Source organism: Denitratimonas tolerans (assembly GCF_037203605.1).
Classification (GTDB): Bacteria; Pseudomonadota; Gammaproteobacteria; order Xanthomonadales; family Xanthomonadaceae; genus Denitratimonas; species Denitratimonas tolerans.
On record NZ_JBBDHC010000023.1, the window covers coordinates 1 to 14,383 of the forward strand.

General features: G+C 69.3%; 14 protein-coding genes. 12 read left to right on the forward strand and 2 right to left on the reverse strand.

What is annotated here, in order from left to right; all coding sequences use genetic code 11:
• Positions 1-214: 214 nt before the first annotated feature.
• The 7 genes from WB794_RS12785 to pip all read left to right on the forward strand — a co-directional run bounded on the left by WB794_RS12785 (position 215) and on the right by pip (position 5,499).
• Positions 215-1,192, forward strand: a complete 978-nt coding sequence (locus WB794_RS12785) for a hypothetical protein (protein WP_337336250.1) — start codon at positions 215-217, stop codon at positions 1,190-1,192.
• 40 nt (positions 1,193-1,232) lie between these two features.
• On the forward strand, positions 1,233-2,096 hold the full coding sequence (locus WB794_RS12790) for an SPFH domain-containing protein (RefSeq protein WP_337336251.1): 864 nt from the start codon (positions 1,233-1,235) through the stop codon (positions 2,094-2,096).
• An 83-nt stretch (positions 2,097-2,179) separates the two neighbouring features.
• The gene (locus WB794_RS12795; RefSeq protein ID WP_337336252.1) at positions 2,180-2,371 is read left to right on the forward strand and encodes a type II toxin-antitoxin system antitoxin; all 192 of its coding nucleotides are present in this window, start codon (positions 2,180-2,182) and stop codon (positions 2,369-2,371) included.
• Positions 2,361-2,537, forward strand: coding sequence for a hypothetical protein (locus WB794_RS12800; RefSeq protein WP_337336253.1), 177 nt, complete (start codon positions 2,361-2,363; stop codon positions 2,535-2,537). The genes WB794_RS12795 and WB794_RS12800 overlap by 11 nt, the downstream gene beginning before the upstream one ends.
• Positions 2,538-2,547: 10 nt before the next feature.
• Positions 2,548-3,921: an alpha/beta hydrolase gene (locus WB794_RS12805; RefSeq protein WP_337336254.1), complete on the forward strand. Its 1,374-nt coding sequence runs from the start codon at positions 2,548-2,550 to the stop codon at positions 3,919-3,921.
• A 17-nt stretch (positions 3,922-3,938) separates the two neighbouring features.
• Positions 3,939-4,448 (forward strand): PH domain-containing protein, encoded by a 510-nt coding sequence (locus WB794_RS12810; RefSeq protein ID WP_337336255.1) that lies wholly within the window; start codon positions 3,939-3,941, stop codon positions 4,446-4,448.
• Positions 4,449-4,554: 106 nt separating this feature from the next.
• A complete protein-coding gene (gene pip, locus WB794_RS12815) occupies positions 4,555-5,499 on the forward strand; it encodes a prolyl aminopeptidase (protein WP_337336256.1) in 945 nt (314 codons plus the stop codon).
• 97 nt (positions 5,500-5,596) lie between these two features.
• On the opposite strand, the gene WB794_RS12820 is transcribed toward pip, so the two are convergent.
• Entirely contained in the window at positions 5,597-7,096 is a 1,500-nt protein-coding gene (locus tag WB794_RS12820) for an aminotransferase class III-fold pyridoxal phosphate-dependent enzyme (RefSeq protein WP_337336257.1), read from the reverse strand.
• Between the two features lie 213 nt (positions 7,097-7,309).
• Between WB794_RS12820 and queA the strand changes: the two genes are divergently transcribed.
• The 5 genes from queA (at position 7,310) to tgt (ending at position 13,578) form a co-directional block, all read left to right on the forward strand.
• Positions 7,310-8,380, forward strand: coding sequence for a tRNA preQ1(34) S-adenosylmethionine ribosyltransferase-isomerase QueA (gene queA / locus WB794_RS12825; protein WP_337336258.1), 1,071 nt, complete (start codon positions 7,310-7,312; stop codon positions 8,378-8,380).
• Positions 8,381-8,451: 71 nt separating this feature from the next.
• A complete protein-coding gene (locus WB794_RS12830) occupies positions 8,452-9,552 on the forward strand; it encodes an extracellular solute-binding protein (RefSeq protein ID WP_337336259.1) in 1,101 nt (366 codons plus the stop codon).
• A gap of 52 nt (positions 9,553-9,604) precedes the next feature.
• A complete protein-coding gene (locus WB794_RS12835; protein ID WP_337336260.1) occupies positions 9,605-11,317 on the forward strand; it encodes an ABC transporter permease in 1,713 nt (570 codons plus the stop codon).
• Entirely contained in the window at positions 11,314-12,309 is a 996-nt protein-coding gene (locus tag WB794_RS12840) for an ABC transporter ATP-binding protein (RefSeq protein WP_337336261.1), read from the forward strand. The genes WB794_RS12835 and WB794_RS12840 overlap by 4 nt, the downstream gene beginning before the upstream one ends.
• A 129-nt stretch (positions 12,310-12,438) precedes the next feature.
• The gene (gene tgt / locus WB794_RS12845; protein WP_337336262.1) at positions 12,439-13,578 is read left to right on the forward strand and encodes a tRNA guanosine(34) transglycosylase Tgt; all 1,140 of its coding nucleotides are present in this window, start codon (positions 12,439-12,441) and stop codon (positions 13,576-13,578) included.
• 115 nt (positions 13,579-13,693) lie between these two features.
• Here tgt and WB794_RS12850 read toward each other — a convergent pair whose 3' ends face one another.
• Positions 13,694-14,308: a glutathione binding-like protein gene (locus WB794_RS12850; protein ID WP_337336263.1), complete on the reverse strand. Its 615-nt coding sequence runs from the start codon at positions 14,306-14,308 to the stop codon at positions 13,694-13,696.
• Between the last annotated feature and the right edge of the window lie 75 nt (positions 14,309-14,383).

Here is a 14,383-nt window from a genome sequence, read left to right on the forward strand (position 1 = left end):
CGCGCCGCTGCCGCCGGAGATCTTCTCCGACGGGTTCGAGTAAGGCGCACCTCCCGCGCACCTGCGTCGCCGCTGAACCGGGCGGCGCAGGTGGGAAGTCAGGCAGCGCTTGCCTGACGCCGTGAACCTAGGACAAGGCCTCCCGCGCGGGAGGCCTTGTCGTCTGGGGGCGACCGGGCGAGCGCATGCGCGTGTTCATGGCATCATCCGCCCGATGGTGCGCACGGGTCTTCTGCTGCTGGTATTGGCTGCCGCCTGGCTCGCGGAAGGCGTGGCGCGGGCGCAGCCTGCGGTGGACGGCGAGATCCATCCCTTGCCCGAAGGCGCGGTCCTGTCCGGGGTCGTCACCGATGTGCGGCTGAAGGAAATCAGCGGTCTTGCGGTCTCACGCCGTCATCCGGGCATCGTCTGGATGCACAACGACAGCCACCAGCCGAGCGTGCTCTACGCGGTGGATGGGCACGGCAGCGTGCACGCGGCGCTGGAGCTGCCGGTGGAGGATCTGGACTGGGAAGACATGGCCAGCTTCGAGCACGCGGACCGGGCCTGGCTGCTGGTGGCCGATACCGGCGACAACGGCGGCCTGCGCCGCGAGCTGGCGCTGCACGTGCTCGAAGAGCCGGGGAGGCTGCAAGACGTTCGCATCGAATCGGTGCGCACGATCCGCTTCCGCTGGCCGGACGGCGCGCGCGACTGCGAGGCGGTGGCGGTGGACGCGGCGGAGGGCGCGATCTATCTCGTTTCCAAGAAGCGCGTGCCGCCCGAACTGTTCCGCCTGCCGCTGTTTCCCGTGGATGCAGAGGCGCTGCAGGTGGCCGAGCCGCTCGGGACGCTGGCCGGCATCGTCCAGCCCAGCGTGGAAGATCGCGAGCGCAATCCGGTCTATGGCCGATACCGTGGCCAGATCACCGCCGCGGATATCCGTGCCGACGGTTCCGCTTTCGCGGTGATGAGCTACCTGCATCTCTACCTGTGGCCGCGCCACTCCGATGGCTGGGCGGTTGCGCTGCGCCAGCCGCCGGTGCGGCTCGACTTGCCGTGGATGGCGCAGGCCGAGGGCATGGGCTTCGAGGCCGATGGCACCGCGGTCTGGATCAGTTCCGAGCGCCTGCCGGCACCGCTGGTGCGCTACGCCGTGCCGCCGCTGGGCACCGTGGTCACATCGGAGGTCGACGCTCGTCTTGTGAAGTGATATCGAAGTGATATCATAATTTCCAACCAAGGAGAGCCCCATGCACGAGATCGCGAGAAAATCATTGCCCGGCATACCCGTTCTGCTGGTCCTGCTGGCCGCCCTGCTGGCCGTCGCCGCCCTGTTCGTGATGGGGCTGACCCAGGTCACCGTGTGGGTGATCGTGGCCTCGATCCTTGCGGGCGTGGTGCTGCTCGCCTGCCTCGGCGGTTTCTATACCATCGAGCCCAACCAGGCCGGCGTGCTGAGCCTGTTCGGCAAGTACGTGGGCACCGTCAAGGAATCCGGCCTGCGCTGGAACAACCCTTTCTTTTCGGCGAAGAAGGTGTCGCTGCGGGTGCGCAACTTCGAGAGCGGCAAGCTCAAGGTCAACGAGCTGGAAGGCAGCCCGATCGAGATCGCCGCGGTGATCGTGTGGCAGGTGGTGGATTCGGCCGAGGCCGTCTACAACGTCGACGACTACGAGAGCTACGTGCACATCCAGTCCGAGGCGGCGCTGCGCGCGATGGCGTCGAGCTATCCCTACGACCAGCACGACGGCAGCAGCATCGCGCTGCGCAGCCACCCGCAGGAAGTGTCCGAGCATCTCAAGGCGCAGATCGCCGAGCGCCTCGCGCGCGCCGGCGTGGACGTGATCGAAGCGCGCATCAGCCACCTGGCCTACGCCCCGGAAATCGCCCAGGCCATGCTCCAGCGGCAGCAGGCCGAGGCCGTGGTCGCGGCCCGCACCCGCATCGTCTACGGCGCGGTGAGCATGGTCGAAATGGCGCTCGATGAGCTGAAGAAGAACGGCGTGGTGGATCTGGACGAGGAGCGCCGCGCCGCGATGGTGAGCAACCTGCTGGTGGTGCTGTGCTCCGACCGCGCCGCCCAGCCGGTACTCAACACCGGCTCGCTGTATTGAGAGCCGGGATTGGGGATTCGGGATTCGCAAGAGCGCCCCCGCTCCAGCTCCGACGAATCCCGGGTCACGAATCTTCAACCGCGATGAAAGAGAAAAAAGCCTATCCGCTGCGTATCGATGCCAAGGTGCTGGAAGCGGCGCAGCGCTGGGCTGACGACGAGTTGCGCTCGTTGAACGCACAGATCGAATACGCATTGCGCGCGGCGCTGCGCCGGGCCGGGCGCCTGCCGCCCGCTGCGCCCGAAACCGAGCAAGGAGACGACGATGGCCAGTGAGCGCTGGGAGTACAAGGTGGTGACGGTCACCCCGAGCATCTGGGGCGAGTTCCGCCCCGACGAGGTGGCCGAACGGCTGAACATCGAAGGCGAGGCGCGTTGGGAGCTGGTCAATGCGCTGCTCTACGGCGTGGTGGTCACGCTGTTCCTGAAACGACCGCGCTGAGGAAGAACGCATGAATCGCAAACTCGTCATTGCCGTGCTCGCCATCGGCTCGCTGATCGGCGTCTACTTCAGCGCCGTCTGGCTGTTCGAGACCCTGCTGCTGCCGCCGGCGCAGAGTGCCCGGGCCGATCCGGAGCACCTGCGCATCGGCGAGGCCTTCCTCGACGATCTCGACGCCGGCCGTTTCGAGGACGCCCTCAAGCGCGGCACGCCGGAACTGCAGGAGGCGCTCGCCCAGGGCAAGCTCAAGGAAATCTGGGAGGCATTGCCGATCCAGCTTGGTTCACGCCAGTCGCGCAGCCCGCTGCGCGGGGAAACCGTATCCGGCACGCCGGTGGTTACCTCCACGCTGACCTTCGGACTGGTGGCGCTGGATGCGCGGATCGCGGTCGGTCCTGATGGTCGCATCGGCGGCTTCCGCCTGGTGCCGTCGAAGGGCGGTGCGCCGCCCGCCGCGCCTGCGCCGGTTTCCAGCGAGCGCTTCAGCGAGGCGGAGTTCCCGGTCGGGGAGGGCGATGTCACGCTCGGCGGCACGCTCACCCTGCCCAGGGGCGAGGGGCCGTTTCCGGCCGTCGTTCTGGTGCACGGTTCGGGCCCGCATGATCGCGACGAGACCATCGGCCCCAATCACCCCTTCCGCGACATCGCCCACGCACTGGGCGAGCGCGGCGTGGCGGTGCTGCGCTACGACAAGCGCAGCAAGGCGCACCCGCAGGCGTTCGCCTCGGGCGATTTCACCGTGGATGATGAAACCGTCGATGACGCCGTGCGCGCGGTTTCGCTGCTGCGCGCCGCGCCCCGCATCGACCCGCAGCGGGTGTTCCTCGCCGGGCACAGCCTCGGCGCGATGATGGCGCCGCGCATCGCGCAGCGCGCGCCGGACCTGGCCGGGCTCATCCTGCTGGCGGCGCCGGCGCGCCCGCTCCATGACATCGTGGTCGAGCAGGTCCGCTACCTGGCCGAACTGGACGGAGAAGTCGGTTCGCACGAGCAGGCCGAGATCGACGCGATGGCGGTGAAAGCCTCCGCCGTTGCCAGTCTGTCCGGGGACGTTCCCGCCGCCGACACCCTGCTCGGCCTGCCGGCGCGGTACTGGATAGACCTGCGCGACTACGATCCGGTCGCGGTCGCCGCCACGCTGACCCAGCCGATCCTGCTGGTGCAGGGCGGGCGCGACTACCAGGTCAGCGTCGACGGGGACTTCGCGCGCTGGCACGCCGCCTTTGACGGCGACGCACGCGTGCAGTTCGCCCTGCATCCGGCGCTCAATCACCTGATGATTGCGGGTGAAGGACCATCTGGCCCGGCCGAGTACGCCACCGCGGGCCGCGTGGACGAGGCGGTGATCGACGATATCGCCACCTTTGTCGGCGGCGGTCCGTGATCCGGGATTTCGCGATCGTGCCGCCCCGCAAGTCGGCCTTCGTGACGCTGGCGGTGCTGGCCCTTTTGCCGCTGCCCGTTTTTGCCGCCATCGCGGCGGTCCAGGGCGTGGGCGCGCTGCAGCCGGCATGGATCTTCGTGGTCATCAGCGCAGGCCTGGTCGCGTTCGTCGCGGTGATGTCCTGGAGCCTGCGACGGATGCGCGTGCGCCTCGCGGACGGGCGGATCACGGTGCGCGCCAGCGGCTATCGCCGCCGCCTCGCGCTGTCGGCGCTGGATCTTGATGCGGCGCGCATCCTCGCGCTGGATCCTTCCAGCGAGTGGTGGCCGAGACTGCGGATGAACGGCATCGGCCTGCCCGGCGCGGCGGTCGGCCACTTTCGCGCCAGCCGCTGGCACCGCAAGCTGTTCTGCGCGCTGACCGACCGCAGCCGCGTGCTGGTGCTGCCCGAACGCGGTGCCGATCGCGCCCTGCTGCTCAGCGTGGAGAAGCCGCAGGCGCTGCTGGAGGCGCTGCGGCGCGGATGAGCGCCGCGCGGATCCGCGCGCTGCCGAGGTGCGCGGCGCGGTGATCCCGACGCCAATACGCGCCGGGCTACAATCGCGGGGTCTTCGTTGCCCGGACGGAAGCCCCATGCAAACCCTCTATCCCGCGATCGAGCCCTACGCCAGCGGCACCCTGCAGGTGTCCGAGCGCCATTGCCTCCACTATGAGGAATGCGGCAATCCCGCCGGCAAACCCGTGGTGCTGCTGCACGGCGGGCCGGGCGGCGGCTGCAGTCCGAAAATGCGGCGCTTCCACGACCCGGCGCGCTATCGCATCGTGCTGTTCGATCAGCGCGGCAGCGGGCGCTCCACGCCGCACGCCGATCTGGTGGACAACACCACCTGGGATCTGGTGGCCGACATCGAGCGGCTGCGCGAACATCTGGGCATCGCGCGCTGGCAGGTGTTCGGCGGCTCCTGGGGCTCGACACTGGCGCTGGCCTATGCGCAAAAGCATCCGGCGGCGGTGGCCGAACTGGTGCTGCGCGGGATCTTCCTGCTGCGGCGCTGGGAGCTGGAATGGTTTTATCAGCAAGGCACCAGCCGTCTGTTTCCCGATGCCTGGGACGAGTATCTCGCCGCCATTCCCGCGGTCGAGCGTGGCGATCTGATCTCGGCCTACCACCGCCGCCTCACTTCGGACGATGCGGCGGTGCGGTTGGCCGCCGCGCGCGCCTGGTCGGTGTGGGAAGCCTCGTGCAGTTATCTGCACCAGGATCCGGCCTTCATCGATTCGCACCGCGGCGAAGACTTCGCGCTCGCCTTTGCCCGCATCGAGAGCCACTACTTCGTCAACGGCGGCTTCTTCGAGGAAGAAGGCCAGCTCCTGCGCGACGCCCACCGCCTGCACGGCATTCCCGGCACCATCGTGCAGGGGCGCTACGACGTGGTGTGTCCGATGCAGAGCGCCCTGGACCTGAAAAAGGTCTGGCCAGAGGCCGACCTGGTGATCTGCCCGGCTTCGGGGCACTCGGCCTTCGAGCCGGAAATCACCGCGGCGCTGGTGCAAGCCACCAACGCCTACGCCGGCTGAGCGGGCGTCGCGCCTCGAATCACGCAGCGTGCAGCAGTGAAAAGCCCGCCGGGAGGCGGGCTTTTCACCGTCGGTGCGGAAAATCGGAGCGGAAAGCTCAGGCCGCTTCCTTTACCGCCTTGCGCGGGCCGTTCAGCAGCGCCTGGCGGATCTGGGCGATGACCAAATCCACCTCGCGCGAGGTGATCGCAAAATGCGGGGTGAAGCGCAGCGAATTCGCGCCGCCGTGGATCACGCCGATGCCGTTCTTGCGCATGTATTCCTCGATGCTGTCGGAGCCATAGCACTTGAACAGCGGCGAAAGTTCGCAGGAGAACAGCAGGCCCGTGCCCTGCACCTTGGTGATGAGCTCGGGCAGCTCGCGGCGCAGGGCCTCGAGCTTCTCCACGAATTCGCGGCCGCGCTCGGCGATGTTCTTGCGAATGGCGGGCGTCAGCTGCGCCATGACCGCGGCCGCCACATCCATCGCGCGCGGGTTGGTGGTCATGGTGTTGCCATAGACCCCGGTGCGATAGAGCGCGGCGGTCGGGCCGCTCGCGGCGAGCACGGAAAGCGGGTACTGGCCGGCGTTGAGCGCCTTGGAATAGGTTTCCAGATCCGGCGCGGGGAGCTTCTCGAAGCCGGGATAGTCCACCACCGACAGCACCCCGTGGGCGCGCAGGCCGGCCTGGATCGAATCGACCAGGAACAGGCTGCCGTGCGCGGCGGTGAGCTCGCGCGCGGCGGCGTAGAATTCCGGCGTGACGCCGCGGCCCGGGTCGCCTTCGCCCATCACCGGCTCCAGGAACATCGCCTCGATGAACCAGCCCTCCCGGTCCGCCCTGGCGAACAGCTCGCGCAGCTGCGCCACGTCGTAGGGCTCGACCGTCAGCAGCGAGTCGTCGCCGCGGTAGCTGGCCAGGTTGGCCAGGTAGGCCTTGCGGGTGGAGTCGGAATAGCGCGCCGGGCCTTCGGTGCGGCCGTGGAACGCGCCCTTCACCGCGACGTGCTTGATCGTCTTGCCGGCGTGGCGCGCGCCCGGCTCGGTCTGCAGGCGCGCGTTGATGTCGACGATACGGCAGGCCAGCGTCACCGATTCGGAACCCGAGTTCAGGCACATGAAGCGCTCGTAGGGGCAGCCGTCGCTGCGGCGCTGACCGATCTCGGCGCGCAGCGCGCGCGTGAGGCGCAGCTGCGAAAGGGAAGGCGTCATGATGTTGGCCATCGCCTGCGGCCGCGCCATCGCATCGAGCACCGCCGTCGGCGTGTGGCCGAAGCCGAGCATGCCGTAGCCGCCCGAATCGTGCAGCACCGCGCCCTTGAGGGTGACGACCCACGGCCCGCGCGCGGCCAGCGCGACGTAGGGATTGACCGCATCGGCCGCATAGAAGTTGACGAAGCCGGCCTGCACCGTGGCGCACTGCGCGTCCTCGTCCATCGCGAGGATCTCGGGGAACTCGCCGCGCACCGCCTCGAACTGGGCGCGCGCCGCCTCGACCGCTTCGACCAGCTCGGGATAGTCGGGTGCCAGGCTCATGAGCTGCTCGTCGGACAGGCCGCGGGTGCGGACGGTACCGGGCTGGGTGCGCAGGTCGGAAAGGGCTTGGATCAGGTTCATGGTGCCTCCTCGCGGCAGGATCGGATGCGCAAACGAATGGCGCGAAGTGCATCGCGCTTCTCGTTTCCGTTTCATATCAGTCAATTGCGGAATTGTATCACTGCATCGGGGCCGGCATAACCCCCGCCGCCGCGGGCGGGTGAGGCATCGGGCGGCGGTTTGTCCGCCCTGCCCGCGCGCCGGATAATGGGCGGCCCACCTGGGACGCTGCGCGTGAAGAAATCCGATTTCCGCTACGACCTGCCGACCGAGCTGATCGCCCAGCACCCGCTGGCGGCGCGTTCGGCCAGCCGCCTGCTGCTGCTGCCGCCCGCACCTGCACCGCTGGAAGACCGCGCCGTCCGCGACCTGCCGGCGCTGCTGGCCCCCGGCGATCTGCTGGTGTTCAACGATACCCGCGTCATCCCCGCGCGCCTGTTCGGGCGCAAGGCCACGGGCGGGCGGGTCGAGGTGCTGGTGGAGCGCGTGCTGGACGGCAACGAGGCGCGCGCGCAGCTGGGCGTGAGCAAACCGCCCGCGGCGGGCAGCGAGCTGGTCCTGGATGACGGCACCCGCGTCGCCGTGCTCGGGCGCGAGGGCGAGTTCTACCGGCTGCGCTTCGAAAGCGACGAGCCGCTGGAAAAGCTGCTGAAGCGGATCGGCCGGATGCCGCTGCCGCCGTACATGACGCGCGAACCGGATGCCGCCGACGCCGAGCGCTACCAGACCGTCTTCGCCCGCGCCCCCGGCGCGGTGGCGGCACCCACCGCCGGGCTGCATTTCGATGAGGCGCTGCTGGCGGCGCTGCGCGCGCGCGGCGTCGAATTCGGCCACATCACCTTGCACGTGGGGGCCGGCACCTTCCAGCCGATGCGCGCCGAGGAGTTCAAGGACCACGTGATGCACAGCGAATGGCTCAACGTGGGCGCGTCGCTGTGCGAGCGGATCCGCGCCGCGAAGGCGCGCGGCGGCCGCGTGGTGGCGGTGGGCACCACGGTGGTGCGCGCGCTGGAATCGAGCTTTCGCGACGGCGAGGTTCGCCCCTTCGCCGGAGACACGCGATTGTTCCTGTTCCCCGGCAAGCGCATCCGCAGCGTCGATGCCCTGGTCACCAACTTCCACCTGCCAGAATCGACCCTGCTGATGCTGGTCAGCGCCTTCGCCGGCTACGAGCGGGTGATGGCGGCCTACGCCCACGCGGTGCGCGAGCGCTACCGCTTCTTCAGCTACGGGGATGCGATGCTGGTGTTTCCGGAGCGCGAGGGCGGGACGGACGCAACTGCACATGATTCCCGATTGCATTAAGATGCGCGCCTCCCGGCAACCTGCGGCCTGATCGCCGGGCCAGGACATCCCGTCTTTTTCGGAAACCGCTCATGCACATTCCCGTACTTTCCCATCGCCTGCGTCTGGCCGCCGGGGCGGCCGCTGCGCTGCTGCTGGCCGCCTGCGGCAGCCCCGCGCCGGAACAACAGGCCGCCGCACCGGTCTCGAAGGTCGAGCCCGCGGTGCCGAAAGCGGCCGCGGTGACGCTGTACACCACGCGCGAGCCGGGCCTGATCCAGCCGCTGCTGGACGCCTTTTCCCGCGAAACCGGCGTGGCGGTGGACACCGTGTTCGTGCGCGATGGTCTGCCCGAGCGGCTGCGCGCCGAGGGTGAGCGATCACCGGCCGATGTGCTGATGACGGTGGATACCGGCAACCTGCTGGACCTGGTCGAGAACGGTCATACCCAGGCCATCGAATCGGCGGCGCTGGACGCGGCGATTCCTGCCGGCCTGCGCGACGCGAACGGCCACTGGTACGCGCTGTCGCTGCGCGACCGCGTGCTGTATGCCGACAAGGATCTCGCGCTGGAGAGCTTCGCTTACGAGGATCTGGCGAAGCCCGAGTGGAAAGGCAGGGTCTGCATCCGCGCCGGCCAGCATCCCTACAACACCAGCCTGTTCGCCGCGATGGTCGCGCACGCGGGCGAAGCGGCTACCGAGGAGTGGCTGCGCGGGGTGAAGGCCAACCTGGCGCGCGCGGCGGCCGGCGGCGACCGCGAGGTGGCGCGCGACATCCTCGGCGGCATCTGCGACATCGGCATCGCCAACGCCTATTACGTGGGCCGGATGAAGCACAGCGAGGAGGGCTCCGAGCAGCGTGCCTGGGGCGATGCGATCAAGGTGATCCGCCCGGTGTTCGCCAGCGCGGCCGATGGCGGCACCCACGTCAACATCAGCGGCGCGGCGGTGGCGCGCCACGCGAAGAACCGCGCGGGCGCGGTGCGGCTGCTGGAATACCTGGTGTCCGACGCGGCCCAGAGCCTTTACGCCCGGGCCAACTACGAATACCCGGTGAAGCCCGGCGTGGCGCTGGATCCGGTGGTGGCGAGCTTCGGTGAACTGAAGATCGATCCGCTGCCGCTGGCCGAGGTGGTCAGGTACCGCAAGCGCGCCAGCGAGCTGGTGGATCGGGTCGGGTTCGACCAATAGGTTTCGCACAAGCTATACAAGTGCGTCATTCCGGCGTAAGCCGGAAAGACAGGTGTGGCGTGAACAGCCGAATCAAAGTTGTTTCAGCGTGACGACCGGCGAACGCCCATGGCGCGTAGCCGCGCTCGCCGTCGCCCTGCTGGTGCTGGTCCCCTTGCTGGCGTTGGCCTGGAACGCGGCGCAGGGCAGCGAGGGCCTGTGGTCGCACCTTGGCCGGTACGTGCTGCCGCGCGCCGGCCTCAACACGGTGCTGCTGCTGGCCGGCGTGGGCGGTATCGCGGCGGTGCTGGGTGCCGGCAGCGCCTGGCTGGTGAGCGCGCATGACTTTCCCGGCCGCGGCGTGCTGTCCTGGGCCCTGCTGCTGCCGCTGGCGATGCCGACCTACATCGTCGCCTATGCCTATCTCGACCTGCTGCATCCGCTCGGCCCGGTACAGGGTCTCCTGCGTACGCTGCTGGGCATCGACAGCCCGCGCGACTTCCGTCTGCCCGACGTGCGCTCGCTGGGCGGCTGCATCGTGCTGCTGGGCTTCGTGCTCTATCCCTACGTCTACCTCACCACGCGCGCCATGTTCCTGACCCAGGCCGGCGGGCTGCTGGACGCGGCGCGCGCGCTGGGCGTGCCGCGCCGCGCGCTGTTCATTCGCGTGGCGCTGCCGCTGGCGCGCCCGGCGCTGGCGGTAGGCGTGGCGCTGGTGCTGCTGGAAACCCTCAACGACATCGGCGCCTCCGAGTTCCTCGGCGTGCAGACGCTGACGGTGGCGGTGTACACGACGTGGATCAGCCGCGGCGATCTGCCCGGCGCGGCGCAGATTGCGCTCGGCATGCTGCTGATCGTGACTCTGCTGGTGTGGCTGGAACGCCACGGTCGCCGCCGCCAGCGCTATGCCGCCGGGCAGCGCCCCCGGCCGATGCAGGCGCAGCGATTGCATGGCGTGGCGGCCGTCGTGGCGCTGGCGCTGGGTGCGATCCCGGTGCTGATCGGCTTTCTGCTGCCGGCGCTGTATCTGGCCGGATCGGGCATCGCCCGGCTGCACTCGCACGGCGTTTCACCGGCGCTGCGCGACAGCGCGTGGAACACCGTGATGGTGGCGGGCTGCGCCACGCTGGCGACCCTGCTGGCGGGTCTCGCGGTGGCCTGGGCCTTGCGCCTCGCGCAGGCGCGCAGGCGCACGCGGCTTGCGGGCGCGTGCCTGCGCGTGGCCAGCCTCGGCTATGCGGTGCCGGGCACGGTGCTGGCCATCGGCCTGCTCTCGCCGCTGGGCTGGGTGGACATCGGGATAGGCGAAGCGCTGCGGCCGTTCGGCGTCGAGCCGCGCCAGTGGCTGATGGGTTCCATGCTGGCGCTGGTGCTGGCGTATGCCCTGCGCTTCCTGGCCATCGCCATCGGCAGCATCGATGCGGGCCTCGCGCGAATCACGCCGTCGCTGGACCAGGCCGCGCGCTGTCTTGGGCAGAGCGCGGGCGGCACGCTGCGGCGCGTGCACCTGCCGCTGCTGAAGCCGGCGATGGCTGCGGCGGCGCTGCTGGTGTTCGTGGATGCGATGAAGGAGCTGCCCGCCACGCTGATGCTGCGCCCGGTCAACGTCGAGACGCTGGCGACCTGGCTCTATGCGGACGCGGCGCGCGGAGCCTATGAAGAAGGCGCGGTGGCGGCTTTCCTGATCGTCCTGATCGGGCTGGTGCCGGTGGTGCTGCTGGCGCGCAGCGGGATGTCGCAGGAAACGCGCTGCGCGAACGCGAGCGCCGGAAGGGAAGCGGCATGAGCCTGGAACTGCAGGGGATTTCCGTGGGTTATCCAACTGCCGCCGGGTGCTTGACGGTGGTCGATGGGATGTCGCTGTCGCTGGAGCGCGGTGAGATCGGCAGCCTGCTGGGCACCTCGGGCTGCGGCAAGACGACGGTGCTGCGCGCCGTCGCCGGGTTCGAGCCGCTGCAGGCAGGGCGCATCGCGCTCGACGGGGTGACCGTAGCCGGACCGGACGGACAGTGGCCGCCGGAGCGTCGTCGCGTGGGCATGGTGTTTCAGGATTACGCGCTGTTCCCGCATCTTTGCGTCGCGGCGAATGTGGCGTTCGGGCTGCGCGGCACCACGCGCGAGGCGCGCCAGGCGCGGGTGCGCGAGATGCTGGAGCGGGTCGGGCTCGCTGAGCTGGGCGGGCGCTTTCCGCACGAGCTGTCCGGCGGACAGCAGCAGCGCGTGGCGCTGGCGCGCGCGCTGGCTCCCGAGCCTTCCGTGCTGCTGCTCGACGAGCCGTTCTCCAATCTCGACATCCACACCCGCGGCCGGCTCGCGTCGGACGTGCGCGACCTGCTGAAAGCCTCCGGCACCACCGCCCTGCTGGTCACCCACGATCAGGCCGAAGCCTTCGCCGTCGCCGACCGCATCGGGGTGATGGATCGCGGCCGCATCCTGCAGTGGGGCGACGCGGCGAGCCTGTACCACGCGCCGCAGGATCGCTTCGTCGCCGGCTTCATCGGGCGCGGCGCGCTGGTGGCGGCGGCCACGCTCGGACTGGAAGGCGGGGGCGAGGTGCTGGTGCGGCCCGAGCAGGTGCGCATCGACCCTGCCGCGCCGATACGGGTGCGGCTGGTCGAGCGCATCTTCCACGGCCCGGAAACCCGCGCGGTGCTGGCGCTGCAGGACGGCGCGCGCATCGAGGCCGATCTGCCGCCGGATTCGGCGGCAGCCGTGGGCGACGAACTGGGGATATGGTTCTGCGGGGATGCGCAGCGCCGTTTTCACGTCGAAGCTTGATTCGGTCCGTGATCAGGCACGCCGGCGCTGCGACCTGGAACCGCCTGCGAATCCAGGGACGCATCAACGAGGGCGGACGCGCGTGCCGCAATACGCGACAATAGCCGGCTCGCACGCAATCTCTTCCTCATGTCCCGACTCGGATTCCAGCTCCAGCGCAGCGACGGTGCCGCCCGCCGCGGGCGGCTGACGTTCCCGCGCGGCACGGTCGAAACGCCGGCCTTCATGCCGGTGGGCACCTACGGTTCGGTCAAGGGGATGACGCCGGATTCGATCAAGGCGATCGGCGCGCAGATCATTCTGGGCAACACCTTCCATCTGTATTTGCGCCCCGGCCTGGAGGTGATCTCCGCGCACGGCGGGCTGCACGGTTTCGCGCGCTGGGACGGGCCGATCCTGACCGACTCGGGCGGCTTCCAGGTGTTCTCGCTCGCGCACCGGCGCAAGATCACCGAGGCCGGCGTGGCGTTTTCCTCGCCGGTGGACGGGCGGCGCGTGTTCATCGGCCCGGAGGAGAGCATGCAGATCCAGCGCACGCTCGATTCAGACATCGTGATGATCTTCGACGAATGCACGCCCTACGCCGTGGACGGCGTGGTGACGAGCGAGAAGCGCGCGAAGGAGTCGATGGAGCTGAGCCTGCGCTGGGCCGCGCGCAGCCGCGCCGAGCATGATCGGCTGGGGAACGACGCGGCGCTGTTCGGCATCGTGCAGGGCCACGTCCATCCGGAGCTGCGCAGCCGCTCGGCCGAGGGCCTGATGCAGATCGGCTTCGACGGCTACGCCGTGGGCGGCCTGGCCGTGGGCGAGCCGGAACACGAGCGCAACGCGATGCTCGAGCACACCTGCCCGCTATTGCCGGAGGATCATCCGCGTTACCTCATGGGCGTGGGCCGACCGCAGGACATCGTCGAGGCGGTGCGGCGCGGCATCGACATGTTCGACTGCGTGATGCCTACGCGCAATGCGCGCAATGGCCACTATTTCACCCGCTTCGGCACGGTGCGCATCCGCAACGCGAAGTACGAGAAGGACCTGCGCCCGATTGATCCGGAGTGCGCCTGCTACGCCTGCGCCGGTGGCTTCACCCGCGCCTACCTGCGTCACCTCGACCGCTGCAACGAGATGCTCGGACCGATGCTCGCCACCATCCACAACCTGCACTATTACCAGGAGCTGATGGCCGGCATCCGTGCGGCGATCGAGCAGGGGCGCTTCGAGGCGTTCGCGCGGGACTTCTACGCGCGGCTTGCTGCGGGCGAGGGTTGAATTCCCGCGTCGGAAACGACACGCGGGCCGGTGGCCCGCGTGCGCGATGCGTCTACCCACGTCGGCCGCGTAGGGCCGACCTACGGAAGCGCTTGCTTCGGCAAAGCCCCGTGCCTCAGGCCAGGCCCTCGGCCTTGAGCGCGGTCTGTACCCCGGCATCGGACTCCATGTGGCGGATGAAGCGCGCCAGGTTGCCCAGGCCCGACAGGTCCAGCTGCATGGCCTGCGCCCAGCGCAGGATCACGTAGAGGTAGGGATCGGCCACCGAACGCCGGTTGTCCACCAGCCAGGTGCCGCTGCCCAGCTGCGCGTCGAGTATCTCGAACTGCTTGCGCAGTCGGCCGATGGCCTTCTCTTTGAGACTTTCCCGGGCCGCTTCGCCGTCAACGAAGGCTGCGGGGCTGAACAGGGGCGAGAAATTCTTGTGTACGTCGGCGTTGATGAAGGCCAGCCAGCGCATCACCCGCGCGCGCGACAGCGCCGAGCCATCGCCCATCAGCTTCGCCTCGGGCGCAAGCCCGGCGAGGTAATCCAGGATCGCGATGTTCTGGGTGAGGATGGTGCCGTCGGCAAGCGCCAGCGCGGGCACCGCGCCGCTCGGGTTGACCTTGAGGTAGGAGGTCTTGAGCTCGTCGCGCGCCACCGGCTGGTACTGGTAGGGCTGGCCGATCCACTCGAGCACGATGTGGTCGGTCAGCGAGCAGGCGCCGGGCATGCAATACAGTTTCATGAAGGATTCCGGAAAAGATGGGTGGAACCCGTCAGCATGGGGGCGCACCGAACGCGCTTCAAGCCGGATCGCGCA